The sequence below is a fragment of the Turicibacter bilis genome (genome assembly GCF_024499055.1).
GTDB classification, from domain to species: Bacteria; Bacillota_I; Bacilli_A; order MOL361; family Turicibacteraceae; genus Turicibacter; species Turicibacter bilis.
The window spans coordinates 369,329-394,735 of sequence record NZ_CP071249.1 but is presented as its reverse complement, the minus strand read 5'-3'; the positions used below and the strand labels follow the sequence as shown (position 1 = coordinate 394,735).

Genomic DNA, 25,407 nt, shown 5'->3' with positions numbered 1-25,407 from the left:
AATAAAATTTTAACATCATTATTTTATGTGTAGGAGAACAAATTATGGCAACAAATATGGATTTAATGAAAAAAATCATTGAAGAAAAACGTCAAAAAACGAAACAACAAGATAAATTAAAACGCCCTGACAAACAAATTGGTGAAGCACGTAAACGCATTAAACAACATAAAGGTGGCGGATTATTCGATAAATAAGACGAGCCAACCTTTTTAAGCCAACCGTCAAATGACACGATAAAAGGAGGATGACTATGTCTTTATCATTTGAAACTCTTAATCTAAGTCCTTCATTAATTGAAGGTTTAGCCAAACAAAACATTACAACACCGACAACGATTCAAGCGGAAGCTATTCCCGTTATTTTATCACGTCAAGATGTGATTGCACAATCACATACGGGAAGTGGGAAAACATTAGCTTTTGTCACGCCACTTTTCCAACTGATTGATAGTAGTAAACGTGAAATGCAAGTTTTAATTTTAGCTCCCACTCACGAATTAGTCATGCAAATTGATGCTCAGATTAAATTACTAGCTGCTAATTCAGGTGAACCCGTCACATCAACGACAATTATTGGGGGAGCAAACATTGAAAAACAAATTAAAAAGCTTAAAGAAAAACCTCACTTCATCGTCGGTTCAGCAGGACGTATTCTTGAATTAATCAAAAAGAAAAAAATTACAGCCCATACGATTAAAACAATTGTCTTAGATGAAGCGGACAGCTTATTAGATAATACGAATACGAAAACGATTCAAGATATCATTAAAACAACATTACGCGATCGACAATTATGTCTATTCTCTGCTTCAATTAGTGATAATACTTTAGAATTAGCCAAATCATTGATGAAAGAGCCGGTGGTTTTAAAAACAGCTGAGACAGTAGAAATGAATCCTAATATTGAGCACTTCTACTTAAAAGGTGATCGACGTGATAAATTTGAATTACTACGTAAATTAATTGTCGCTGAAGAACCACAACGTGCTTTAATCTTTGTTAATCAAAATGATTCAATGCAAGAAATTGCAGAAAAATTAAATTATCACCAAAAAGAAACATTTATGATGCGTGGAAACATTAAGAAAGAAGAACGCAAACGCGCCTTAGATGCCTTCCGTAGTGGAAAAATTAAATTATTAATTTCATCAGATTTAACCGCTCGTGGTCTAGATATTCCTGAAGTGACACATATCATTCATTTAGATTGTCCATCAAATCCAAATGAATATTTACATCGTGCTGGACGTACAGCTCGCGGACACGCCTCAGGTAAATCAATTTGTATCGTAACAGATAAAGATTTAAGTACGTTAAAAAAATATCAAAAGAAATTTAAGATTCATTTTGAAGAAATGAAAGTAAGCCATGGAAAGTTTATTTCAGCTGCTTCAAATTAAAAAAGATGACCTTGGCGTCATCTTTTTTAATTGATAGCTTCTTCAAGCGCATACGGATTAAATTTTCGAACTTGTTCATCTGTTAAATTCGCAATAAATTGGCGTTTAATTTCAAGCAAATGCATCACATCATTCAAATATTGAAATAGCATCGCACGATTTTCAAACTCTTCACGAGTTTTTGGTAACTCTTGATTTCGACAACTCGTTAAGACTGCTTTTGTCTTTTTAATCAAGTCATCTGCTGTATTGAATTCATGTAAACTCATTGCTATATGTTCAGTTAAATCAGCTAGCATGATTGACTGTTCAAGTGTCATGACTACTTTTCCAAGCGTTTGTCGCATATTCGTTAAGACGTGATATTGCATCGTGCGCATCTCCATATACTGTGCGTAATACGTCATCTCATCAAATAAGTAATTTTGACGATTTTGTTCTGCGCGAAGCCGTGCTACTTCTAAACGATTGGCTAATGATAAAAATAAAGCTTCTTCGTCAATTGACACCGATTGACTTCTCGTCGTATTCGCTAAACAAAATAAAACAGTACGTAAATGTTCCTCAATGTCATCTTGATCCTTCTTAATTTGATGTATCATTTTTGGCATATATAAGTTAAAAATTAAGGCGATTCCTGCTCCAATGAACATCAGCATCAATTCATTGATTAAGAGCGACAAATTAACATACCCCTCACCTAGTAAATGGGTAACTAAAACCGAACTCACAACAATCCCATCGCTTAATTTAAAATGAGCAGCTATTGGAATAAAAATTAATAAGTAGATACCAAAGGCAACTGGATGAAACCCTACTAACAAAAATAAAATACAACTAATTCCTAACGCAAGCAGCGTCGAATTTAATCGTAAAAGAGCAATTTCTAATGATTTTTTCTTGGTATTTTGAACACTTAAGACGGTAATAATCCCTGCTGATAAGGCGTATTTTAACCCTAATGACTGGGCCATTAAAATTGCAATGGTCGCACCAATTGCCGTTTTAATCGTACGCATACCTAATTTATGTTTCATTTTTTATCTCCTTTTTTTCTCTCTTACATTAACATTGAAAGTAGTCGATAAACAGATTCTTCTGCTTTCATAAACCATGATTTACTTTTTTCGTATTCAAAGTCTAAGCGACGACAATCTTTTTGATCTAATTTAAACTGCTCCACTAATTGTTTAGCCATCGTATCATTATAAATAAAAGCAGCTAATTCAAAATTAATACTAAAACTACGAACGTCCATATTAACTGAACCTACCGTTGCCATTTCTTGATCAATGATAATAATTTTCGAATGTAAGAATCCTTCGTAAAAGTATACCTCAATTCCCGCTTCGAGTAACTCTTTGATATACGATGTTGTCGTTCGATGAACAAAATGATTATCCGGAATCACGGGAATCATAATTTTAACATCAATTCCTGAATGGGCAGCTATTTTTAAAACATGTAAAAATTCACTATCTGGAATAAAATAAGGTGATTGAATCCAGATACTTTTTTTTGCCGTCATAATTAATTTAATATAGGCAGCACGCATATGATCTGTTTTTTGGTCAGGCCCATCACAAACCAGTTGCATAAACGTCTCATCTTCATCCAATGAAACCGAGCGGAAATAACGCTCAATATTTGATTCTACCTCATTTAAATCAGAGATATCTTCAATGACAGCCGCATAATCTTTAAAAAAGCGCAGCTGTAACAATTGGACAATTCCCCCTTTGACTCGCAGATGCGCATCACGCCAAGGCGTAAATTTAGGATTTTTCGATAAATATTCATCACCAATATTCATTCCTCCTAAATAGGCAATGGTTCCATCAATCACGACAATTTTTCGATGATTTCGATAATTCCAATTTAATGTAAAGATCTTAAATTTAGCGGGATAATGTTTGACAACAATTCCTCCAGCTTCCTTTAAAGGTTTAAAAACTGATGAAGGTGTCATAAAACTTCCTCCATCATCATAAACTAAGCGAACTTTAACACCTTCACGAGCTTTTTTAGCTAAAGCCTTAATTAAAGCTTTTCCACTTTCATCACCACGAATAATAAAATACAGGACGTTAATCGTATCCTGCGCCTGTTCAATATCGGATAGTAAACGTTCATATTTATCATTCGCATCACTAAAATACTCTAGCGTATTACGGCGTGTTAAAATGCTACGATTATAATTTAAGTTAAATTTTATTAAAGACATATAGGATGATTGTATTGTTGACACCGAATCCATCATTTCAAGTTGTGAATCAACGGCTTGTTGATAGTATTGTTCTTCTATCGCATCTAAAAATGTTCGCTTTTCTTTAATAATCGGTCCATGTCCAAATAAAAGGTACAATAAGAAACCGATAAACGGAATAAACGTCATAATCATTGTCCATGCAATAATATAAATAGGTTCATCTCTTCGACGAAAAATCATAACTAAAATCGTACATAAGTTAAGAACTTGTATCACCATAAGTGATAACGCAATAATCCAAGCAATCATGAACAAACCTCCAATCCCTCACCTCTTCGTATCCAATCTCAAAAGATGAGCATTTTCCTTCCTTTGCGTGATTTTATCATGATTCATGAAAAAACATAAGCTTTCCTATTATACCTTAAATTTCGACTTTTGGTAAGAGGGCTAATGTGACTGCCCTTCTTGTATCGATTTAAGAAAATTGGTTAAAGCTAAGATAAATTGTTGCGTATCTTCTCTCGTTCGTTTCTTTGGTCCTTTTAAACGCTGACCTGATTGACGTAACTTCGACGAAAGATGGCGGGTAAATAATAGCTGATCAATATTCTGATCCTCATACCTTTTTCCATTTTGATTCATCGCATAACCTTTTTTGGCCAATACAAGCGCACCTAAGCCATAATCTTGTGTAATTACTAAATCACCCGGTTGTAATCGATTAATAATTTCATAATCCACCGCGTCTGAGCCTTGCATGACCGTAATCGTCTGAACTCCCTCATGCATAAAATAATGAGCAGCATCACAAACAATAACGACGGGAACTCCAAATTGCTTAGCCACCTTAATCGTTTCTTTTACAACGGGACACCCATCGGCATCAATATAAATATTCATTTCTTTCACTCCTATTTCACAGCTTTAATTCGATTCATTTCTGCTATATTCAAAAAATTAATGGGAAATTTGTGAAAAACCTTATTTTTTCAGATTACATCGGATATAATTAACCTTATCAATAAATCCTATTTAACACAAACATGATTGGAGGCCTCATATGTCTGTTAAAATTATTACCGATAGTACATCATACATTCCTGAATCTATTCGTCAAAAACTCGATATCACCATTATTTCTCTTAATATTATCACGGATACCTCCTCAAAACGAGAAGTAGAAATAAATCTAGATGAGTTTTATCAGGAACTCCCTCACCTTTCAGCCATTCCAACCTCTTCTCAGCCAAGTCCAGATGAAATGTTAGCTGCCTTTGAGCAATTAACGAACGAAGGACATGAGGTACTCGGAATTTTTCTTTCCTCTAAAATGAGTGGAACGTATTCAAGTGCACATTTGATTAAAAATTTAATCCTCGAAACAAATCCCGATGCAAAAATTGAACTTTTTGATTCGTTAACGAACTGTATGCAAATGGGGCTAATCGTGATGGAAGCTGCTAAAGCAGCCCAATCAGGCTCATCTTTAGAAGAAATCTTATCGCTTATTCACACCGTGCAACATAACAGTCGTTTTTTATTCACACCACACACCCTAGATTATCTAAAGAAAGGTGGCCGAATTGGAGGGGCTTCCGCTCTACTTGGAAATCTATTTCAAATCAAACCAATCTTAACCGTTGAAAATGGTGAAACGACAGTATTTACAAAAGTGAGAACGAAGAAAAAAGCTATTCTAAGCATGATTAACAAATTAAAAGAAGACCTTGATGGTCATGAACTAGGAGGTCTTTTCGTGCATCATATTAGTTGTGAAGATGAAGGTCTAGAATTGGCCAAACAAATTGAATCTGAACTAAATACGCCAATTCAGATTCAATCCATTGGACCGGTCATTGGTTGTCATGTAGGCCCTGGTAGTATAGGAATTGCATATTTTGTAAAATAATGATTGCGACCACTCATAATGAATGATATAATGCAAAAGCTAAGAAAAACTATTAGAAATGCGAAGTGAGATTATGAAGAGTTCAGCTATTGAAAAGCGTATTGTAAAAATCGATCAAGAAATTCAAGCGATGAACATTGCTAAGAAATATTTAAATAACCATGAAGAAATTAAACAAGTGATTTTAGAGTTAAATCGCGAACGTCAATTATTAGTTAATGATTTATATCGTGATGATAAAGCGTCTTATGCCATCGTACGTGATCACATGGAATCATTAGTTGAAGTTGAATTAGATGCTACACAACAAAAAGAATTATTAGAGTACATTAAAGAAACATTCGGTCGTCAAGCGGCTACAGATGGAAAAACAGCCACAGGATTAAATGCCTGGTTAAAAAAATTAAACGTTAAATTCAATTGGCAAACAACAGATAATTCTGATTGGGCAACGTTAATTATTACGGGATTCGAACCATTTAAATGCTAATGATGAAAGACCTTTAGAACTTTTTTCTAGAGGTCTTTTTTAATTTTCTATTTTTTTCATTTAACTTCAGTTTTATTCCATTATTCTACATTTTAAGGTATACTTATCTTCGGAGTGTCAAAAAATGATGAAGACATAACAGACAAAGGAGGCTCATTATGGAAAAATTACAACTTATTGGAGAACGTATGTTAGCATTCCTAAGCGATTTGATTAGTTTTGGGAATACGTACATCGGAACATACTTATTAATTATTTTATTATTAATCGCAGGGTTCTATTTTACTTTCAAAACGCAATTTGTACAATTTAGAATGATAAAAGAGATGATTAAGCTATTAGGGGATGGCGTTGGAAAATCATCAAAAGATGGAAAGGTTTCATCTTTCCAAGCCTTTTGTATTAGTACTGCCTCACGTGTTGGAACAGGAAATATTGCAGGAGTTGCCTTAGCAATTGCTGTTGGAGGGCCTGGTTCAGTATTCTGGATGTGGATCATTGCGTTAATTGGTGGAGCTTCAAGTTTTGTCGAAAGTACATTAGCGCAAATTTATAAAGTGAAAGATGCGTCAGGAGCTTATCGTGGTGGACCCGCTTATTATATTGAAAAAGGATTAAACAAACGCTGGTTAGGGTTACTGTTCTCAATTTTAATTACAATCACTTTTGGATTTGTCTTTAATGCCGTACAAGCAAATACGATTACAGAAGCATTCCAAACAGCATTTGGTATGGATAAATTATTCATGGGAATTATCTTAGCCATTGTAACAGCTGCCGTGATTTTTGGAGGAGTTCAACGTATTGCTAAAGTCTCTGAAATTATCGTCCCAGTGTTAGCCGTTGCTTATGTGTTAGTAGCCCTCTTAGTGATTGCGTTAAATATCACCAAAATTCCAGCAATGATCAGTTTAATCGTTTCTAATGCCTTTGACTTCAGCTCATTCGCATCAGGTGCTTTTGGGGTCATGTTCATTCAAGGGGTTAAACGTGGGTTATTCTCAAATGAAGCTGGGATGGGATCTGCCCCAAATGCAGCTGCTACAGCAGAAGTTAACCATCCCGTTCAACAAGGTTTAATTCAAACGCTTGGAGTCTTCACAGATACCATCTTAATTTGTAGCTGTACAGCATTCGTGATTTTATTATCAGGAATTTATGCGGATTCAGACTTAACAGGAATTCAGTTAACACAAGCAGCTTTAACCTCACAAATTGGCGTAATCGGTAACTACTTTGTTGCCTTCTGTATTTTATTATTTGCATTCAGTTCAATTATTGGGAACTACTACTATGGTGAGTCAAATATCGAATTTATGAGTGCAAAAAAATTCTGGTTGGTCGCTTACCGTATTATCGTAGTTGGAATGATTATCTTTGGTTCATTGACAAAAGTCGCAATCGTTTGGGATTTAGCTGACTTATTTATGTCATTTATGGCGATTGTTAACTTAATCGCAATCTTACTATTAGGTAAGTTTGCATTTAAAGCCTTAAAAAATTATACTGATCAAAAGAAACAAGGAGTTAAAAATCCTATCTTTAAAGCGTCTGACATCGAAGGTTTAACAAACGTTGATGAATGGAAGTAAGCAAAAAAAACAGTTCTAGTCTATCTAGAACTGTTTTTTTGTTTAGGCTAAGGCAACAAATAAGGACCCCGCCGCAATTAAAATAACGCCGATGATTCCTTTAAGTGTGATTTCTTCTTGGAAAATTAAAATAGATACGATGACTGTCATCACAACCGATAATTTATCAATCGGTGCCACCTGCCACGTCTTTCCAGTCTTTAGAGCAATATTTAAAAACAACCAGGATAAAGCTCCTGAAATTCCTGCTAAAATTAAGAAACCAAAATCTTTTTTGTAGGTCACCAACTCTTTTAAGTGTCCGAAGTCCCCTTTGGTTGCAGAAACAATCACTAAAAAGACGGCCATAATCATCGCTCGAACTGAAGTTGCTAACGTAGGGGTTAAATGGTGAATCCCGAGTTTCGTAAAAATAGTAACAAAACTGGCACTAACCGCTGCAAGCAAACCGAAAATTAACCACTGAGCCATATAAAACCATCCTCTCTCACGCTACGGGATGATTATACGCTATGAATCCTCTCTTTTCAATCACTCGATTTAGATGTTAAGATTGAATCTTTCTTAACACTTGAATGAGCGGTTGATTTTGGCTATTTTTCACACTAAGTTGTGGGAAAAATAACACATGATGTTGCCCGTTAAAATCATAATGAAATAGTAATGGCCCCACGACACAACGACAAATAAATGGATTTCCACTTTCTAATACAATAGTCACGTAAGGTCGTGTCTGACGAATAAATGAAATTCGTGCCTCAAGCTCACTTAATTCATTAGCCCCCAACTGTTCAGATGGTGCTCCGTGAGAGGTTGTCACATACCAATTCATTCGAGAGCCTTTACGAATTAAAGGTAAAATAAAGTCATCTGAGGTGACAAATTTCAGGTTAGACTGTTTTGTTGGTGTCATAACCCCAAATAAGATGCCATGTGCTTTCATCCGATCTAATGAAGCTAGAATCTCTTGATAAGTTGAAGGTTCTATATATTGCTTAATTTCATCTCCTCCACCTTCTAAGGTGACTAACGGCAAAACATTTCCTAGTTTAGATAAGGCAAGACAACGTTGATCATTCAGTAAAACGCCATTTGTTAGAACGATAAATTCCATATCATCATATTTTTCATACACTTTAAATAAGCTATCGTTCATCAATGGATCCCCGCCAGTTAAAACGATAATATGAATGCCAAGCTCTCGTGCTTCAGCTACTAGTCGATCAATCTCTGCTAAAGGCATCGCTAAACTCGGATCTGATTTACATAAGCACCCTTTACACGCTAAAGAACAATTCATCCCAATATTGATAACGAGCGAGTGAGGGACATTAACTGAATATTTTTGTGACATTTGTTCTCGGATAGAAAGCCCCTCCCATAGTTCTTTAACTGCAATATTTTGTAAAAAGTGATTTAAACACGTTTTATTCGTATTATATATCATATTTTTAACATATCGCTTAATCGAAGGGTGGCTATCATAATAGCCTTTAATTTGTCCAATAATTGCCTTTATCTGAGAATCAGTAATAAAAGTTCCCGACATTTCATATAATTTCTCTACTCCATTATCAGGATCCTCTTTTAGCACTTCGACAATATTAGCCACAATAAAATTTTTCGGCAATAAATTCATATTATTTAAAAAGTTCATCATGTTCTTCACCTCATTTTTTTAATTCGATGAAACTTTACTTCATTTCATTATATTGTCGATTTTTATTATTCATGACTTTTCTTTGATGCTTTTGCACAAAAAAAGAAGAGACTCACTCTTCTTTTAATAAAATGTAACGTTATGATAATCGATATCGACTGAAATAGGTTGGGTTTTATTTTGTAACAAGAGGGGCTTTAAAAGTTGATAGACATAGGCGCGTGCATTACCCTCATCTGTATCAAAAAAGATAAAAACATATCGTAATCGTTTGCCTTTTAATTTTTTCAGTTCATAGGACGTTGAAGTATTAAAATGATTAATCGCCACAACATAATTCACTTCATCTTGTTCATCATTGAGCGTCGCTAAATGATGAGCAATAATACAAGCTTCATTGATTCCAAACCAATGTTGGTATAAATCATTAATCAGATCACTACTGGCGCCTTCTTGATAGTAGCGAACTGCTGAGCTATTTCGTCCAAACTTTTCAACAGCTTGTTGTTTATGATTTAAAATCAGAACTTCAATACGGTTGATATTCATGACACTTTCATCCCCTCTCTCTCATTTGGAGGGCATGCTCACTAGACTCCCATCTACTTCTGCTCTGCCTTTAATTAACACTTTATTATATGCATCATTAGGCAAAAATGGAACAATTCTATTCTGTCACTGGAATAAAATCAAAGATTGTCACATCAAATAAACCTTTATCCGTCAACTTAATACTTGGAATAACGGGTAATGTTAAAAAAGATAACGTTAAAAATGGATTAAAACCTAGATTCGGTGATAGCTGTTCTAGTGCCTCATGAAGTAAACTTAATTCAGAAACGACCTCATGTGCTGGACGAGCAGTGATTAATCCAGCTATTTCAAGCGCGATTTGAGCTAATACTTTTCCCTCATTCACCACAACAATTCCTCCACCTATATTTTTAAGCTGTTTAGCCGCCTCTAACATATCCGCATCATTTGTTCCACAAACGATTAAGTTATGTGAATCATGTGAAATCGTTGTTGCAATAGCTCCTTTTTGGAGTTTTAACCCTTTTAACATCCCTAAACCAATATTCCCTGTTAGATGATGCCGCTCAATGACTGCCACCTTTAATAAATCTTCTTCAATACATGATCTCACGTCGTTTGTCATATTTAGAGCTTTTAATTCATATTGGCGATGAATCGTTTCTAGCTTATTTGGAATAATTTCAATGACATTAAGCTTTTGGCAGTTGCTCGCCTGAATTTCAAACGATTTTTCACTTAAGTTTTCTGGTAAATGAACCGTATTTTCAAAGATGAAACGTTTGTTCTCACGCTCCTCATCTAGTTGAAGTTGTCCTTGTCTCACGACACACTTACCATTTTTATAAACCGAATTAATTTTAAAGGTCTCTAACTCATCTAAAATAATAAAATCGGCAATAAACCCAGGTGCAATCGCTCCTTTATTTTTGAGTTGATAGCATTCAGCTGTATTTAACGTACTCATCTGAATCGCTGTTTCAATTTTCAATCCACTATTAACGGCAATTTTAATGGCTTGATCAATACTTCCTTCACGAATTAAGTCATCAATATGTTTATCATCCGTACAGAAACAAATACGACGACTATTTGAAATACTGGCCACCTGAATTAAATCTTTTAAATTTTTAGCAACACTTCCTTCTCTCATTAACACATACATCCCACGACGTAAACGCTCAATCACTTCTTCAGCCGTATGACATTCATGATCTGTTAAAATCCCAGCTGTGATATAGGCATTTAACTGGTTCAAATCAAAACTAGCCCCATGTCCATCAATTCGATAACCTTTGGTTGTGGCATCGACTAACTTTTGTAACATATCGTCATCCCCATTGAGGACTGCTGGGAAATTCATAACCTCAGCCAATCCAATCACTTTTTCATAACAATACAAGGGATTTAAATCCGCGGCGAGTAAGGTCGCGCCTGAATTTTCAAAAGTTGTCGCCGGAACACATGATGGTAACATTACATACATATCAAATGGAATATTCTTTGATAAGTTTAACATTAACTCAATTCCTTTAACCCCTAGCACATTAGCAATTTCATGTGGATCCGTAATCATTGAAGTAATCCCATGTTTTAACGCTTCTTTATAATATTCTTTAGGTGATACAAGGGATGATTCTATATGAGCATGCGCATCAATGAGACCTGGACAAATATATTTATTGGTTCCATCAATTTCATTGATTCCCTCATATGACCCTATTCCGACAATATATCCTGCTTCTATCGCTACATCAGCCATAAATCGATCATTTTGAAACACATCAATGACGGTAATATTTTTGATAACGAACGATGCCTTTTGTTGATTTGAAGCACATTTAATACGTGTCTTTAATTCCATTAACTTCTCTTTCATCTGTCTCACCTCATGAAGTTTTTTTCTATTCAATCATATCCTCTTTAAAAAGTCTACTATTTGAACTTGTTTTTTATCATTTTATGTCCAATTTCAGTTTTTTATCCTAACTAATTACTACATTTTTACTTTTTTTGGTATAATAAGATAACTACTTTATGACTGGAGAGACAGAAAGAATGAATTCCTATAAACGACAGCTATTATGTATTGGATTAGGGATTGTTATTGCTCTTTTACGAGCTCTATTATCGGCTTTCCCTACTGTGATTGACACGTATTACTCCAAAGGGATTAATAAATGGTGGATTGAGCAACTAAGTCGTTTGAGCGCTCTATTTCCTTTTTCAATTTTTGAACTTCTCATCTATATCGCGATCGTGGTCTTCGTAGCCGCTCTTATTTTTTATTCGATTAAACTCATTCAAAATCATAAGAAATGGGGCTCTCTCATCCTTCAATATTTATTAAATCTTCTAGCAGCTTTCTCGATTGGCTACTGTATTTTTATCCTCTTTTGGGGACTCAATTACGACCGTCCGTCATTAGAGGCTGATTTCTCGTTGGCGAGTGAAGGACATGACCCAGAAGAATTAATTGCTCTTTATGAGCAATTAATTCAACAAGTCAATGAGGCCCGACTGAATACCCGTGAAAATGAACAAGGTATTTTTATCGCTAACGGATCTTATCATGACATTTTCAAACGAGCACCCATTGGTTATGAGCATGCCGCTCAAACATATCCTGTCTTAAGTGGAACATATGGGCTAGCAAAACCCATCCTTACATCCAAACTAATGAATTATACGAATATTACAGGAATCTATTCCCCCTTTACAGCAGAAGCCAATGTTAATGTGGCGGTACCAGATTCCACACTTTTATTTACAACAATGCATGAAATGGCTCATCAGCGAGGTTATGCGAGTGAAAATGAAGCAAACTTCATTGCTTTTTTGACCTGTATTCATCATCCAGACCCAGACTTTATTTATGCAGGTTATCTATCGGCGTTGAAATATACGAACGTGGCGCTTGCAAAAGTTGATTCTGAGTCATTAATCGAGCTCAATGCACAGTTAAGTGATGGCGTCCGGCGAGATATGCGCTATTTAAATCAATTTTGGGCGCAATATGAAGGGAAGGTCGAGGAAACCTTTAACTCTATGAATCAAACCTATCTCACACTCAACGGTATAAAGGATGGTGTTAGAAGCTATGGACGAGTGGTTGATTTATTATTAGCTTATTATGATCATGAATCGTAGGATAGTCAAATTCATTGAAATATGCTATGTTAAATTCAGGAGGGATTCAAATGAAATGTAACATTTTTGGAAATGATTTACCAGGTGTCTCAATTGTTCTAGATAAAGGCGAAAGTGTCTATACACAGTCCGGCGGAATGGCCTGGATGGATGAGAAAATTAAAATGGAGACGAATGTAAAAGGGGGGCTGATGAAAGGAATTGGGCGAATGTTTTCAGGCGAGTCACTGTTTATGGCAACCTATACTTCGATGGCCCCCGCACAAGAAATTGTCTTTGCCTCGACTTTTCCTGGTCAAATTCTTGAGTTTGATTTACTAAAAGGAGATGAGTGGATCTGTCAAAAAAGTTCATTTTTAGTCGGTGAACCTAGTATTCATTTAAATGTCGAGTGGACTAAGCGACTTTCTGCTGGCCTATTCGGTGGGGAAGGATTTATTTTACAACGTATTAGTGGACAAGGTAAAGTCTTTTTAGAAGCTGCAGGAAGTGTCGTCAAGCGAGAGTTAAAACATGGAGAAATTATCAAAGTTGACACTGGAAATGTCGTTGCTCTTAGTCGTGGGGTTAATTACGAAATTGAAACCGTTAAAGGATTTAAAAACATCTTCTTTGGTGGGGAAGGATTATTCTTAACTAAATTAACCGGACCAGGAACCGTTTATTTGCAAACCTTAACGATGCAAAACGTTGCCACTCGATTAATTCCATATATTCCAACAACTTCAAAATAAAAAGCATAGTGGAGTCATACCATACTCCACTATGCTTTTTATTTATTTAAATTCACAAAGACTGATTTTTTAGCTTCAGTTTGACAAATTAATTGATGATTTAAACGTTCGAATGAAACAATATGATTTAAAATGACTTCTTTTTCTAGTGTAAATAGATGGAATCTCATTAGTTTTGTGTCAGATAAGTAGTAAATATTAAATCCTACCACCACAAAATCTGTTGCATCTAATGAATGACGAGCCATCGGGATTCGCCCATTTAAGACAAATACGTCACCTGTCTCTTGATGGAGGGCAAACACTGTATCATTTTCACAAACAAGCTTTTTAGCAAGAATTCCATCAATTGGACCATTCTCATTTTCATTTTCCTTGGCCATTGCCATCAATTGATGCGTCTCCGTTTCAATATAATAAACATGACGACGATCTTCTAGGGCGATATAACTTGAACTTGCTTGCCCTTCTTTTTGATTCCCATCATCCATCGTTTCACGATCACTTAAACGCATAATTTTATCTTCAATTGCTGTTAAACGCTCGAAGTACTCCTCTTTAAATTCATCAACATGTAATAAACGTTCATACGTCTGCGAAATTTGATCTAAATTTTGATTTAATAATTGGATTTTTCGGCTCCCCTTTTCAGATAACTCTACAATCTCCTCGAGATGTACCATTTCTACAAGCTCATCTAAATTTTGGCGTAACCCCTCTACCACATCCTTGAAGTTTAAAATCGTTGTATCTAATGTTTCCAGTCGTTTAGCTGTTTTTTCAAATGTTTTTATTAAATCTAAAAATTCCGTTTCCATTCCTCTCATCCTTTCAACTCGTGTATCGTTTCAATCATTCGATCAATGACCTGTGCCTGTTTTAGAAGATGTCTTGAATATAGCTTATTAAATCGCTTCAACCAAGTGACACGTACGTCTTGCTCATAAACAAAAGTTAAAACATCACTTCCTTCTTTCTCAAACTCTTGTTGGATTTGAGCAAAGGGTAACTCCTGAAAGACCAATGCCTTTAAATAGTTGAGTCGGTCATGTCCTTGACGATAACAAAGCGCTGCTTTTTCATACTCTTTAAGGTGCATTAAGTCATGTCCCGCTTCAATGTGATGGCCCTCTTTGTTCTTCATTAATGCACGGCATCTTGCAATATCAGTTTTTGCTTCTTCAAGTTGTGATAGTTCATATTCCGTAATCGCTTGCTCATAAAGCTCACGACGCTCATATAATTGAGCTTCTTTATAAAATTGATTATCCGTTGATAATTGATTCAGCTTTAATTCGGTTTCATCAAATGTATCAAAAGATAAAAACTCACTTTCAAATTGCTCATAAAGTGACGGTGGCATATCTTCTTCAATGAAACATAAATGATGACGAGCTCGTGTCAATGCCACGTACAATAAGTTAAAGTAATAACGATATTGATTTTGATACATCACATCTTGATTTATGATTGTTTCCCACGCCGTTTTATACTTCGTCATGACATTATAGCAAATGATATACTCCTTTTCGATTCCTTTAATCTCTTCAACAGTAAAGACAGCTCCCTTTTGTTGAGTGAGTCGTTCAAAGTTTTTCTTTTCTTCTTCATCTGGAACAACAATGGCTACATAATGTCGATTGAGTCCCGTCTCAATTAACTTAACCATCTCAAGGGGATGTTTCGCATCAAAATAATAAATCGGATGCTGTTCTCCTCGAATTGGAATTTCATGATAATCATTTTTTTTATTTAAACCTAAACGCTGAATTCGCAAATTAACCACTTGATTAGCTAAATCGACAACTTCTTTCGTACTTCGATAATTTTTAACTAATTGATGTTTAATAAATCCTAAATGCGTATTTGACGTTTTTAAGATACTCTCAATTCGTCCTGTATGAAAATAAGTCGGGCGAATGGTTTGATTGATATCTCCACTAAATAATAAGTTATTTCGATTTCTGGCCAGACGAATTAAACAATAAATTTGAATTTCTGTTAAGTCTTGAATTTCATCAGCAATGACAAAATCAAATAAAGGAACATTTTGATTCATTAAACGATTGAGAAATTGTCTTGCAATGTCATTCTCGTCCACTTTTCCTTCAGCAGATAAGAACATTTGGTATCTTAAGGTTAGTTCATATAGTAATTCACGCTGAGACGATGAATATAAACAATACTGCTCATCTAACTTTAAATAGATTTCTTTTGGAATTAGGGCATGATTGAGTAAATACTGATCGAGAATTTGATGCATAAGTAAAACTGCTTTGAGTTCATATTGATCTAAAAATCGAGTCTTTGCTTCATAAAGTTTTTCGGCATGAAGCACGAGATCTTCTCCATCCACATGACCTAAACCTTTTTTAACAATCACCTCAACTAAATCTGATGCAAGAGACCACTCATTCATATTCACTCGATAATCTATCCATTCTTTTGGAATCATCCCTTTAATAATTCCTCGAATTTCTTTCCAAATATCATAAATTCCGATTCCTAATTGTTTTAAAAGCAAGGGCTGACGTTCAATAACCCACGTGCGAAACTGTTCATAACTCACCGTTTGATAAATTGAAACTTCTTGAGAAATATAATCGTTCAAATGATAAAAATGAACACGCTTTAATAATTCATCTGCACGATACTCCGGTGACTCTTCCAAAATTTTTTGAAATAACTTCTTCGCATCTTCGACAAGATAAGAAGAATAAGTAAAGTAAGCAATCTTAATGGGTTGCATCGCCAAAATAAACGCTTTATGAATATTAATTGTTGTTTTTCCGCTTCCGGCACTACCAAAAATAAAGGTAGGGGCATCTGTTGGTGCCAAGCATTCAAACTGTTCATCATTCAAATAATAAACCGCCTTATCCTCACGTTCATCTAATAACTGTCCCATGGTCTCGACATTGATGACACGAGTAATCACGCGATTAGGATCGTAATCAAAATTGATATATTGCTGATCGATGAATTCATCAATCGACTCTTCGGATGTCAAATATTCCTCAACTTGTTGATTTGAAACTCCAATCATTCGTCCTCGCATCGCTTGATCATCATGATGGCAATAATCTAAAAACAAAATCGCTTGACGGTATTCTGAACGTACCCGATCCGTATCAAACGTAAACAAAATCCGATCTCCTTTATTAATTCGGAGTTTAAAAATGCGTAACCCATTTCGATTATTTTTAATTTCACGGACGGATACACCTGCACGCATAGCAGACATATTAAACTTTGAAGCAACATATTCATGAACAAACTGACTCATTTTTTGTAGGACAAAGGATTCTTTCCCTTGAGGGATGTGACTTAAAAATAATTCAGTAACTAATATTTTCATAACCATATCCCCTTTCTACATAATCTTATCTCTATTCTATCAAATTAGACACTAAATGTATATTAAAACGTCGATACGCTGTCGTTAGTTGATAAGAATTTCTTCAAAAATTGTTTTATGAACGAAAGAAATCTTTTCATCTACACTAAATCTTTCATTTCCTTTATTTTTAACCTTTATTCTTTAAGTCATCCATGCTCGGTCAGTTCAGTAGGAATAAAACGAATAGATCAAAAGATTAAAAAAGCCGAATAACCGCACAGGCGCTTATTCGACTCTAAAACAAGACTAAGATTCGATTAAAGGAGGACTACTTTCTTCAAAATTATCCTCAGTATCGAGATCAAACTCTTGCATATCGTATAACTTTTTTCGTTTTTGTAAATAAAAATAAATCACAACTAAAACAATTCCCTTTGCCACACTGCTTAATGAAATAGCCCACCAAACACCATTAATTCCTAAAAGCGTAGGTGTTGCAATTAAATAAGCAAGGGGAATACGAGCAGCCGTTAAAATAATCCCCACTGCAGAAGGAATATACGTTCGACCTAATCCATTAAATAATCCTTGTGTTGTAATCTCAATACACATAAACAATTGTGAGTACCCTAAGATTTTTAAGTAATCTGTTCCTTGGTGAATTGCCTCTGCTTCAGGTAAAAAGAAGGTAAAAATAGGACGACCAGCAAAGATGAGTAAGGAGGTCGTAAATCCCCCTAGTCCTAAGGCTAACATTAACGTGGTACGATAACCTTTCTGAATTCGCTCATATTGTTTTGCACCATAGTTTTGACCAACAAACGCTCCTAAGGCTGTTGAAAAACCACCAGCTGTCATCCAAGAAATCGATTCAATCTGTGATCCCACTTTTTGAACCGCAATTGGAACTGCTCCATAAACCGCGACTAATCGTCCTAAAATCATCGCAATTAATGTAAATGACCCACTTTGGACAGCCCCTGGAAGTCCGAGTCTACAGAGTGTTTTCATGGATACAATATCCGGTTTCTTAAAAAGATCCACTTTTAAATCATTCACTTTACTTCTAATCATTACCACTACAAAGCAAATTGTGACCATAATTTGTGCAGCAACAGTAGCTAACGCGGCTCCTAATACCCCTAAGGCTGGAATAGAACCAAATCCTAAAATTAATAATGGGTCAAATATAATATTGAACAATAACCCAATCGTATTAATAATAAATGGAGTTTTACTATCCCCTGATCCATTAAATATAGCAGTTAAAACAGGATTAATAAAATAAAAAATCATTCCGAATGCCATCACCTCTAAATAGGTATATGACATCTGAATAATCTCAGTATCACCTAAGTTAAAGAAACTAATCAACGGTTCTTTTAAAATAAGTAAAACTAGCATATAGATTATGGCAAGTATTAAGTTAATTTGAATGGCACTTCTAACATACATTTTCGTTTCATCAAAACGCTTCGCTCCAGTTGATTGAGCGACCTTAATCTCAGCTCCATTTTTTGAAATCATGATAAAAGCCATCGCAAGCCACGTAAAAAAACCAGCCGTTCCGATAGCAGCCACTGCCTTACTTCCAACTTTACCAATCCAAATCATATCCGTCAGATTATAAGCCATTTGGATAAATGATGTTCCCATAATTGGCAATGCTAATTTAACTAACGTTCTCACAATGGGACCTTTGGTTAAATCAATACGCTTCTCCAAACTATAACACCCCTTTTAAAATTCATCTCTTTTAATTCTTCCTATTAATCCTTAACATTCCAAACTGAAAAAAACAAGAGATTTTTGATGTTTTGAATCAACTTTTGCTACTAGCTTCTAATCATTCATCTCATTTTAAACCTCATTGACAATTAGCGCATCATGACTCAATCATTGTTTTCTATAAAACATTTTACTAGATTCTCCATCTTCATTTAATCTTTTAATCCATAAGAAAAAAGCTAGTGATAAAATGATCACTAGCTCTAAAAAATGTTATGAATGATTATAATTTAACAACGTTAGAAGCTTGAGCTCCACGGTTTCCTTCAACGATATCGAAAGAAACTTTTTGTCCTTCTTCTAATGTTTTGAATCCTTCACCAGTAATTGCTGAGTAATGTACGAATACATCTTCTCCACCTTCAACTGAAATGAATCCGAATCCTTTTTCTGCGTTAAACCATTTAACTGTACCTGTATTCATAATAAATACCTCCGAAAACAAATAAAAATTTGTTACTTAATACTATTTTGCTACCCACATCATTACCCTTAGTTATAAACCCCAAGAAAATTTATTCATTTGAACCTGTGAAAAATACCAAAAGAATTATTAAGTACAGGTTAAATATAGCACGTTTTTCAGAAAAAGACAACCTTATATATAATATAATTTGAAAATCATTTCAAAAATATTCCTCTTCCCCCTCATCTTTTTTATTTTTTTGTTCTAAAACAGTGGTTCATGATGTTTAATTAACCCTGGATTAATTACCAAAATTTACGTTTCATTATTTTCAAAAAAACATTTGCAGTCCATCTAAGAACATGTTATATTATGTTTCGGCAATTCTCGATATTTTTCGTTTTTTTATTGGGTAAATTCTCATTAAATTCGGTTCATTAGACTAAATTCAATGTCAATAAACCATCAACATAATTGAGAGGAGAAGAGAGAATAAGATGAAACAACAACGAAAAGCAACACTATTTGAATCATTGATTCCTATCGTATTTTTAATTATTATTTTAGCGTTATCCTTAATTGTCTTTAAGGTGGATCCTCAAATCCCACTTTTATTAGGGACAGCTGTTGCTTCCTTAATCGGAGTCTATCGACTTGGCTTTAAATGGTCGGAGCTTGAAGACGGAATTATCGAAACGATTAAAATGGCTATCCAAGCCATTCTGATTTTATTAATTGTAGGAACACTAATTGGAACATGGATTTTAAGTGGGGTTGTTCCTTCAATGATTTACTGGGGATTAAATATTTTGTCACCTAGTATTTTCTTAGTGGCAACGTTATTAATTTGTTCAATTGTTTCTGTTTCAACAGGTTCGTCTTGGACAACTGCGGGAACAGTTGGGATTGCTCTATTAGGAATTGGTCAAACATTAGGAATTCCATCACCCGTTATTGCAGGAGCCATTATTTCAGGGGCTTATTTTGGTGATAAAATGTCACCTCTTTCAGATACAACCAATTTAGCACCAGCTATGGCAGGTGCAACTTTATTTGATCATATTAAGCATATGATGTATACGACTGTTCCGGCTTATGTCATCGCAATCGTCATCTATGCGATTCTTGGCGTTAAATATGCCGGTCAATCATTAGATATGGCTCAAATTAACATCATTAAAGAAACATTAGTTTCAAACTTTAACACCTTATCTCCAATTCTTTTATTAGCTCCTGTCTCTGTTATTGCCATGGTTATTTTAAAACTTCCTGCACTTCCAGCCTTATTAACAGGAACATTAATCGGTGGTGCTTTTGCAATCATTTTCCAAGGAGCAAGTTTAGGTGATGTCATGTCAGCCATGCATTACGGTTATCAGTCACATACAGGTGTCGTAGCGGTTGATGACTTATTAACTCGTGGTGGATTAGATAGTATGTTATGGACTGTTTCTTTAGTTGTATGTGCACTATCATTTGGTGGAGTCCTTGAAAAAACAGGTATGCTTGAAACGATTGCAACACGTATCTTACAGTTTGCTAAAGGAACATTCGGTTTAGTTTTTGCAACAATTATCACATGTATCTTTACAAACATTGTAACTGGAGATCAATATTTAGCAATTGTCATGCCTGGACGCATGTATAAAGACGAATATGCGAAACGTAACTTAGCAGCTAAAAACTTATCACGTGCGATTGAAGATAGCGCAACAGTAACATCAGCTTTAATCCCATGGACAACCTGCGGTTCATACATGATTGCCACATTAGGGATTAATCCAATTGCCTTCTTACCATATGCTTTCTTTAACTTATTATCGCCTATGATTTCATTAATTTTAGCAGCCACAGGATGGACAATGGAAAAACGTCAATCAACAGAGCAAAAATAGAAATAAAAAAAACTCTCGATTTCGAGAGTTTTTTTTATTTCCTTAGTCTATTAAGATTAATGACGGATGAAAAAATGTCACCCCAGTAACAATCCCCTTAAACTCCCAGCCAACTCTAACATAACAGTTATCTGCAGGAATAGGATAGGTCACACAAATTCGTTTAAAATGTGGAGTCACTTCAGAAGCAACATTATGACAACAAACATCAATACAAGAATCAGCTTCATTATAAAACGCAACTTTATAATTGATTTCATCCACATCATTTCCCCGAATAATCAATCCAATGGTCAATTGTCTTTTACCTACCGTGTTAATTGTTTCAGTATAAACTAAGCGCTCATAATCCTCTTTACTAAAACTAAGGCTACCAACCTTATAACCATCAATCTCTGTTTGATCAAAGTGAAGTTGTCCATCCGTTTTAAAATATCGGGGAAACTCCCCTTCCCTTTCACACCACACACTATTTTTAATGCTATTCCCTTTCATATTCACTCCCCCAATATTTCATACGATTGGCTTAAAGAAAGCTGATAAATATCTGTATTAAACCAATTCGGTGCTTGATTTTGCTTGTAAATCATTTCAACTTGAAATCCCACTTTTTGATAAAGCATCAACGCTCGGTGATTAGTTGAAAACACACTCAATCTTAACGTTTTAAGATGCCAATTGGTAAAGCAATCATCAATGAATGCTGTAAGAACCTTTGTTCCTATTCCCATGCCCCACCAAGTTGGCTTTATACCTATACTCATCCAAGCCTCACTTTGATCCTCATTAAAGTCAGTTAAACTAATAAAACCTATCCATTCTTTACCGCCTTCCATCCAAATTGAAAAGTAATACTCATCCAAAGAATGAATAGAATGCTCATACCAATCTTCTAACTGTTGTTTTGTCTGTCTGTCTTCATCTATTTTTCCGTATCCTTGAATAAATAATTTATCCTGGTATAACTTTAACAGTTCTTCTAAATCAGATTGATTTAAGGCACGATAACTAACGCTCACTGACTCTTCTGCTTTCAACATCTTAAAACTCCTCTAGACTTAACGTCCTTTAAATAAGATAATTCTTAAATCTAAACAAATAAACACCGTCATAATAAGGTCAATAATCCATAATAGATAACTTAAAAATAAAACAAAGCCTGGAGTAAAACACCAGCTAAGAAAAAATCTATAGATAACGATTGAAACCAAAATCCCAATAATCAAAGCAGCAATTAACGTCACCGGAGTCAAACATTTATAAAGAAAATGCATATCTCCAAAAAAGAGCAAATACACAATCGCCACAAGGGCTGCTCCTGTGAATAAAAAGTATCCAACTCCCCATAGCCAGCTCTTATAGCAAAACTGAATTAATACTTGTGAGACTAAAAATAATGATAGAATACTCGCTAAACTTCCGAAAAGATAGCATTCTTTCATGACTTTCCGACCTTTTCCTAAATTAGAATTCATAAATAGTGATAAAACTCCGATAATGGGTAAAATCAGAGCAAATAATTCGATTAAACCAATACTAAACCGTAGTGCCAGAATACAAATTAGCGTGACTATAAAACAAAAGGCATTAATCCCACAATGAACCTGTAAAATGAATTGTCGTTGATATTGGATTGGACCTCTCATCCTCACCCGCCTCCCTCATAAAGTCATCTAGTACAGTGTATTCTCGATGACTTTAAAACATGAATAAAGAAATGTTCTATAATCAAACACATTTTGATAAGAAAAAACAGCTAAGAAAGGATTCTCTCTTAACCGTTTTCATCTTATGACTTTTTACTAGTCACCACTCCATAAATCGCTGCCACTGTAAATAAGGCAACCGTTCCATAGCCCATTGTTTTTTTATGTTGTTCACTGAAAAAATACTGATCTCTTTCATCACACTTTTCAACTTTAATGGTTAATTCTTTTAATAATTCAATTAACTCTAACTTTAATTCATGAGCAATATCATCACGCTTTAGTAATTTCATAATCGCTTTTGACACTTTATAATAATATTTTTTCGTTCGTTTACTTGATTTCATGGTCTGTTTCATCGTTTTATGACTTGATTTAAGGACAAGTTTACTTTGTTTCACTAATTGAGGAACTTTTTTAACAGCTAACTCATAAAGTTCAGCATCCAGTTCTGCTCCCGATGTTAATAACTCTAAGAATTCAGTTCCCTCTAAATCTTTCCATTCTTTAATTGGTGACATGTTGATTTCAGACTTGTTATAATCAATTATTTTTTCTGTCATCTTTATTCTTCCTTTTTAATCCAAGTGTCTTTTTTATATTTTATCATAGTTTAGTGAATTACCTAGTATTTTTCACCCTTTTTTCCGTTACATCATTATTTTTTACATGATTTCATTAAATTATGCGACAATAACACTGTAGAAAAACAGTTTAATGTCGATTTTTGTGGTATAATTCGAATTGAGGTGTTACATATGAAACAGTTAAAAATTTACTTTACATCTGATTTACACGGTTACGTCTACCCAACAGATTATACCGATACAACAGAAAAACCAATGGGACTATTAAATATTTTGTCTCACTATCAAAAAGATGGAAACACATTAATTATTGATGCTGGTGATACCATTCAAGGCTCACCATTTATGACTTTTTTAAGTACTGAAAATCTAGAAAAACATCCGGTTGCAACCGTTATGAATCAAGGTGGATATGATTATATCACCTTAGGTAACCATGAATTTAACTATGGCTATGACTATTTAAAATCGTATTTAACAAACTTAAACGCGAAATGTTTATGTGCTAATATCATAGATAAAACTGGCATTTTACCGATTGCATCATCTGACATTAAAGTCATGGAAAATGGATTAAAAGTAGGTGTCATTGGATTTACAACTGACTTCATTCCAATTTGGGAAAAAGCGTATAACTTAACTAATTTTGATGTATTAGATACATTTTCTTCGATTCAAAAGATTCATGATGAATTAAAACCAAAAGTTGATGTTTTAATCGGGATTTACCACGGTGGATTTGAATATGATTTAGAAACTCACGAACAACTGAGCACATCATCTGAAAATATTGCTTATAAAATTTGTAAAGAATTACAGTTTGATCTCTTATTAACTGGACATCAGCATGTCCCACTTCAAGATCGAGATTTATTTGGAACGCATATTATCCAAACTCCACATAATGCCTCTAAGTACGCTCAAGTCAATATAACAGTTGCAGACGATCAAAAACTTTCTATTCATTCGTCTTTGAATGCCGTTTCAATCAATCCAGAGCCCCATTTATATCAAGAATTAATGCCGTTAGAAACTCGAGTTCAGCAATGGCTAGACTCTCCAGTGGGTTATTTAAATGTTGAATTACAACCTGCAGAGCGTATAGATATGGCAGTAAATGGTTCACTATTAGCGAACTTTATTAATCAAATCCAATTAGAAGTAGCTGAATCAGATTTAGCCTGTACATCCTTTGCTAATGCAATCAAAGGATTTGATACAAGTGTCACTGTTCGTGATATCGTGTCAACGTACGTTTATCCAAATACGCTTGTTGTCCTTGAAGTCACTGGAACGGTCTTAAAACAAGCATTAGAAGTTTGTGCTTCATACATTCATAATGAAAATGGTGAACTTTCAGTTTCTCGTCGTTTCTTACAACCAAAAGTCGCTCACTACAACTATGACTTCTTCTCAAATGTCTTCTATACCTTTGATTTAACCAAACCAGTTGGTGAACGCGTCACATCCATGATCGTAAATGACAAAAAAGTTCAACCTGAAGATACTTTCAGTTTAGTCATGAACAACTATCGTTCAAGTGGTGTTGGAGGTTATGAATTCTTCCGTGACTGCCCAGTTATTAAAGAAATCCAAATTGAAATGACTGAGATTATCATCAATTACTTCAAAAAACATCAATACATTACCGTCGATGATCGTCAATTTATTAAAGTCATCAAATAAAATTTAAAAAAGCCGTCCGTTTAAATGACGGCTTTTTCTATTAATCATCTTTCACTAGGCTACTGAACATCTGATAAACGCTAATCACAAACAAAGCAGCCATCCCAAATCCCAAAAAACATTGTCCATCAAAAGCACGTTCTTCCATAATGTGATGTTTAAAAAATGAGTAAGAAAGATAGACATAAATTGTAATAATCCATCGTTCTCTAATCATTTATAAATCTTCCTAAACTGAGTATGTTATATGCGCTTATTGATGTAAAAATATATGAAAATTACATTATTTTATTAAAATCTCCCCTTTTTTGAAAAA

General features: G+C 34.6%; 25 protein-coding genes. 9 read left to right on the top strand and 16 right to left on the bottom strand.

Translation table 11 applies throughout. The features are described 5' to 3' along the window. Positions 1 to 44 precede the first annotated feature (44 nt). Together J0J69_RS01965 and J0J69_RS01960 are read left to right on the top strand one after the other, a co-directional pair. Positions 45 to 197: a hypothetical protein gene (locus J0J69_RS01965; RefSeq protein ID WP_172676242.1), complete on the top strand. Its 153-nt coding sequence runs from the start codon at positions 45 to 47 to the stop codon at positions 195 to 197. 56 nt (positions 198 to 253) lie between these two features. Next, positions 254 to 1,402, top strand: a complete 1,149-nt coding sequence (locus J0J69_RS01960; protein ID WP_212725833.1) for a DEAD/DEAH box helicase — start codon at positions 254 to 256, stop codon at positions 1,400 to 1,402. A gap of 26 nt (positions 1,403 to 1,428) precedes the next feature. Here the strand turns inward: J0J69_RS01960 and J0J69_RS01955 are convergent, their stop codons facing one another. From J0J69_RS01955 to J0J69_RS01945, 3 genes are all read right to left on the bottom strand, one after another. Continuing rightward, a complete protein-coding gene (locus J0J69_RS01955; protein WP_212725834.1) occupies positions 1,429 to 2,439 on the bottom strand; it encodes an aromatic acid exporter family protein in 1,011 nt (336 codons plus the stop codon). Between the two features lie 23 nt (positions 2,440 to 2,462). Beyond that, positions 2,463 to 3,920, bottom strand: a complete 1,458-nt coding sequence (cls, locus tag J0J69_RS01950) for a cardiolipin synthase (RefSeq protein WP_212725835.1) — start codon at positions 3,918 to 3,920, stop codon at positions 2,463 to 2,465. A 141-nt stretch (positions 3,921 to 4,061) separates the two neighbouring features. Further along, complete coding sequence (locus tag J0J69_RS01945) at positions 4,062 to 4,514, bottom strand: YaiI/YqxD family protein (RefSeq protein ID WP_212725836.1); 453 nt, start codon at positions 4,512 to 4,514, stop codon at positions 4,062 to 4,064. 160 nt (positions 4,515 to 4,674) lie between these two features. Here J0J69_RS01945 and J0J69_RS01940 point away from each other — a divergent pair, with 160 nt between their 5' ends. The 3 genes from J0J69_RS01940 to J0J69_RS01930 all read left to right on the top strand — a co-directional run bounded on the left by J0J69_RS01940 (position 4,675) and on the right by J0J69_RS01930 (position 7,605). After that, entirely contained in the window at positions 4,675 to 5,523 is an 849-nt protein-coding gene (locus tag J0J69_RS01940; protein WP_055244186.1) for a DegV family protein, read from the top strand. Between the two features lie 73 nt (positions 5,524 to 5,596). Beyond that, positions 5,597 to 6,013, top strand: a complete 417-nt coding sequence (locus tag J0J69_RS01935) for a hypothetical protein (RefSeq protein WP_055244188.1) — start codon at positions 5,597 to 5,599, stop codon at positions 6,011 to 6,013. A 158-nt stretch (positions 6,014 to 6,171) separates the two neighbouring features. Next, complete coding sequence (locus J0J69_RS01930) at positions 6,172 to 7,605, top strand: alanine/glycine:cation symporter family protein (RefSeq protein ID WP_055304192.1); 1,434 nt, start codon at positions 6,172 to 6,174, stop codon at positions 7,603 to 7,605. 42 nt (positions 7,606 to 7,647) lie between these two features. Here J0J69_RS01930 and J0J69_RS01925 read toward each other — a convergent pair whose 3' ends face one another. The 4 genes from J0J69_RS01925 to ade all read right to left on the bottom strand — a co-directional run bounded on the left by J0J69_RS01925 (position 7,648) and on the right by ade (position 11,678). Beyond that, a complete protein-coding gene (locus tag J0J69_RS01925; protein WP_055244192.1) occupies positions 7,648 to 8,076 on the bottom strand; it encodes an EamA family transporter in 429 nt (142 codons plus the stop codon). Between the two features lie 76 nt (positions 8,077 to 8,152). After that, entirely contained in the window at positions 8,153 to 9,265 is a 1,113-nt protein-coding gene (locus tag J0J69_RS01920) for a radical SAM protein (protein ID WP_055275746.1), read from the bottom strand. Between the two features lie 123 nt (positions 9,266 to 9,388). Beyond that, complete coding sequence (locus tag J0J69_RS01915) at positions 9,389 to 9,814, bottom strand: hypothetical protein (RefSeq protein WP_055244196.1); 426 nt, start codon at positions 9,812 to 9,814, stop codon at positions 9,389 to 9,391. Positions 9,815 to 9,932: 118 nt separating this feature from the next. After that, the gene (gene ade / locus J0J69_RS01910; protein WP_212725837.1) at positions 9,933 to 11,678 is read right to left on the bottom strand and encodes an adenine deaminase; all 1,746 of its coding nucleotides are present in this window, start codon (positions 11,676 to 11,678) and stop codon (positions 9,933 to 9,935) included. A 179-nt stretch (positions 11,679 to 11,857) separates the two neighbouring features. Between ade and J0J69_RS01905 the strand changes: the two genes are divergently transcribed. Together J0J69_RS01905 and J0J69_RS01900 are read left to right on the top strand one after the other, a co-directional pair. Further along, the gene (locus tag J0J69_RS01905) at positions 11,858 to 12,949 is read left to right on the top strand and encodes a DUF3810 domain-containing protein (RefSeq protein ID WP_212725838.1); all 1,092 of its coding nucleotides are present in this window, start codon (positions 11,858 to 11,860) and stop codon (positions 12,947 to 12,949) included. A gap of 50 nt (positions 12,950 to 12,999) precedes the next feature. Beyond that, positions 13,000 to 13,683: a TIGR00266 family protein gene (locus J0J69_RS01900; protein WP_212725839.1), complete on the top strand. Its 684-nt coding sequence runs from the start codon at positions 13,000 to 13,002 to the stop codon at positions 13,681 to 13,683. Between the two features lie 38 nt (positions 13,684 to 13,721). Here the strand turns inward: J0J69_RS01900 and J0J69_RS01895 are convergent, their stop codons facing one another. The 4 genes from J0J69_RS01895 to J0J69_RS01880 all read right to left on the bottom strand — a co-directional run bounded on the left by J0J69_RS01895 (position 13,722) and on the right by J0J69_RS01880 (position 19,235). Beyond that, on the bottom strand, positions 13,722 to 14,501 hold the full coding sequence (locus J0J69_RS01895) for a hypothetical protein (protein WP_212724812.1): 780 nt from the start codon (positions 14,499 to 14,501) through the stop codon (positions 13,722 to 13,724). Between the two features lie 5 nt (positions 14,502 to 14,506). After that, entirely contained in the window at positions 14,507 to 17,041 is a 2,535-nt protein-coding gene (locus J0J69_RS01890) for a UvrD-helicase domain-containing protein (RefSeq protein WP_212724811.1), read from the bottom strand. A 288-nt stretch (positions 17,042 to 17,329) separates the two neighbouring features. Beyond that, a complete protein-coding gene (locus tag J0J69_RS01885; RefSeq protein WP_055275736.1) occupies positions 17,330 to 18,748 on the bottom strand; it encodes an MATE family efflux transporter in 1,419 nt (472 codons plus the stop codon). Positions 18,749 to 19,034: 286 nt separating this feature from the next. Next, entirely contained in the window at positions 19,035 to 19,235 is a 201-nt protein-coding gene (locus tag J0J69_RS01880) for a cold-shock protein (protein ID WP_006785622.1), read from the bottom strand. A 479-nt stretch (positions 19,236 to 19,714) separates the two neighbouring features. On the opposite strand from J0J69_RS01880, the gene nhaC reads away from it, so the two are divergent. After that, entirely contained in the window at positions 19,715 to 21,112 is a 1,398-nt protein-coding gene (nhaC, locus tag J0J69_RS01875; protein ID WP_055243652.1) for a Na+/H+ antiporter NhaC, read from the top strand. 42 nt (positions 21,113 to 21,154) lie between these two features. On the opposite strand, the gene J0J69_RS01870 is transcribed toward nhaC, so the two are convergent. The 4 genes from J0J69_RS01870 to J0J69_RS01855 form a co-directional block, all read right to left on the bottom strand. Then, positions 21,155 to 21,607 carry a hypothetical protein gene (locus J0J69_RS01870; protein ID WP_055304330.1) on the bottom strand — a complete coding sequence of 151 codons (453 nt, stop codon included), beginning with the start codon at positions 21,605 to 21,607 and terminating at the stop codon, positions 21,155 to 21,157. Positions 21,608 to 21,609: 2 nt separating this feature from the next. Next, a complete protein-coding gene (locus J0J69_RS01865) occupies positions 21,610 to 22,152 on the bottom strand; it encodes a GNAT family N-acetyltransferase (RefSeq protein WP_068759657.1) in 543 nt (180 codons plus the stop codon). A gap of 18 nt (positions 22,153 to 22,170) precedes the next feature. After that, positions 22,171 to 22,758 (bottom strand): hypothetical protein, encoded by a 588-nt coding sequence (locus J0J69_RS01860; RefSeq protein WP_055275728.1) that lies wholly within the window; start codon positions 22,756 to 22,758, stop codon positions 22,171 to 22,173. Positions 22,759 to 22,901: 143 nt separating this feature from the next. Further along, on the bottom strand, positions 22,902 to 23,381 hold the full coding sequence (locus J0J69_RS01855) for a hypothetical protein (RefSeq protein WP_055275726.1): 480 nt from the start codon (positions 23,379 to 23,381) through the stop codon (positions 22,902 to 22,904). Positions 23,382 to 23,576: 195 nt separating this feature from the next. Here J0J69_RS01855 and J0J69_RS01850 point away from each other — a divergent pair, with 195 nt between their 5' ends. Beyond that, entirely contained in the window at positions 23,577 to 25,091 is a 1,515-nt protein-coding gene (locus tag J0J69_RS01850) for a bifunctional metallophosphatase/5'-nucleotidase (protein WP_212725840.1), read from the top strand. Positions 25,092 to 25,131: 40 nt separating this feature from the next. Here the strand turns inward: J0J69_RS01850 and J0J69_RS01845 are convergent, their stop codons facing one another. Then, positions 25,132 to 25,308 (bottom strand): hypothetical protein, encoded by a 177-nt coding sequence (locus tag J0J69_RS01845; RefSeq protein WP_212725841.1) that lies wholly within the window; start codon positions 25,306 to 25,308, stop codon positions 25,132 to 25,134. Positions 25,309 to 25,407: the final 99 nt, after the last annotated feature.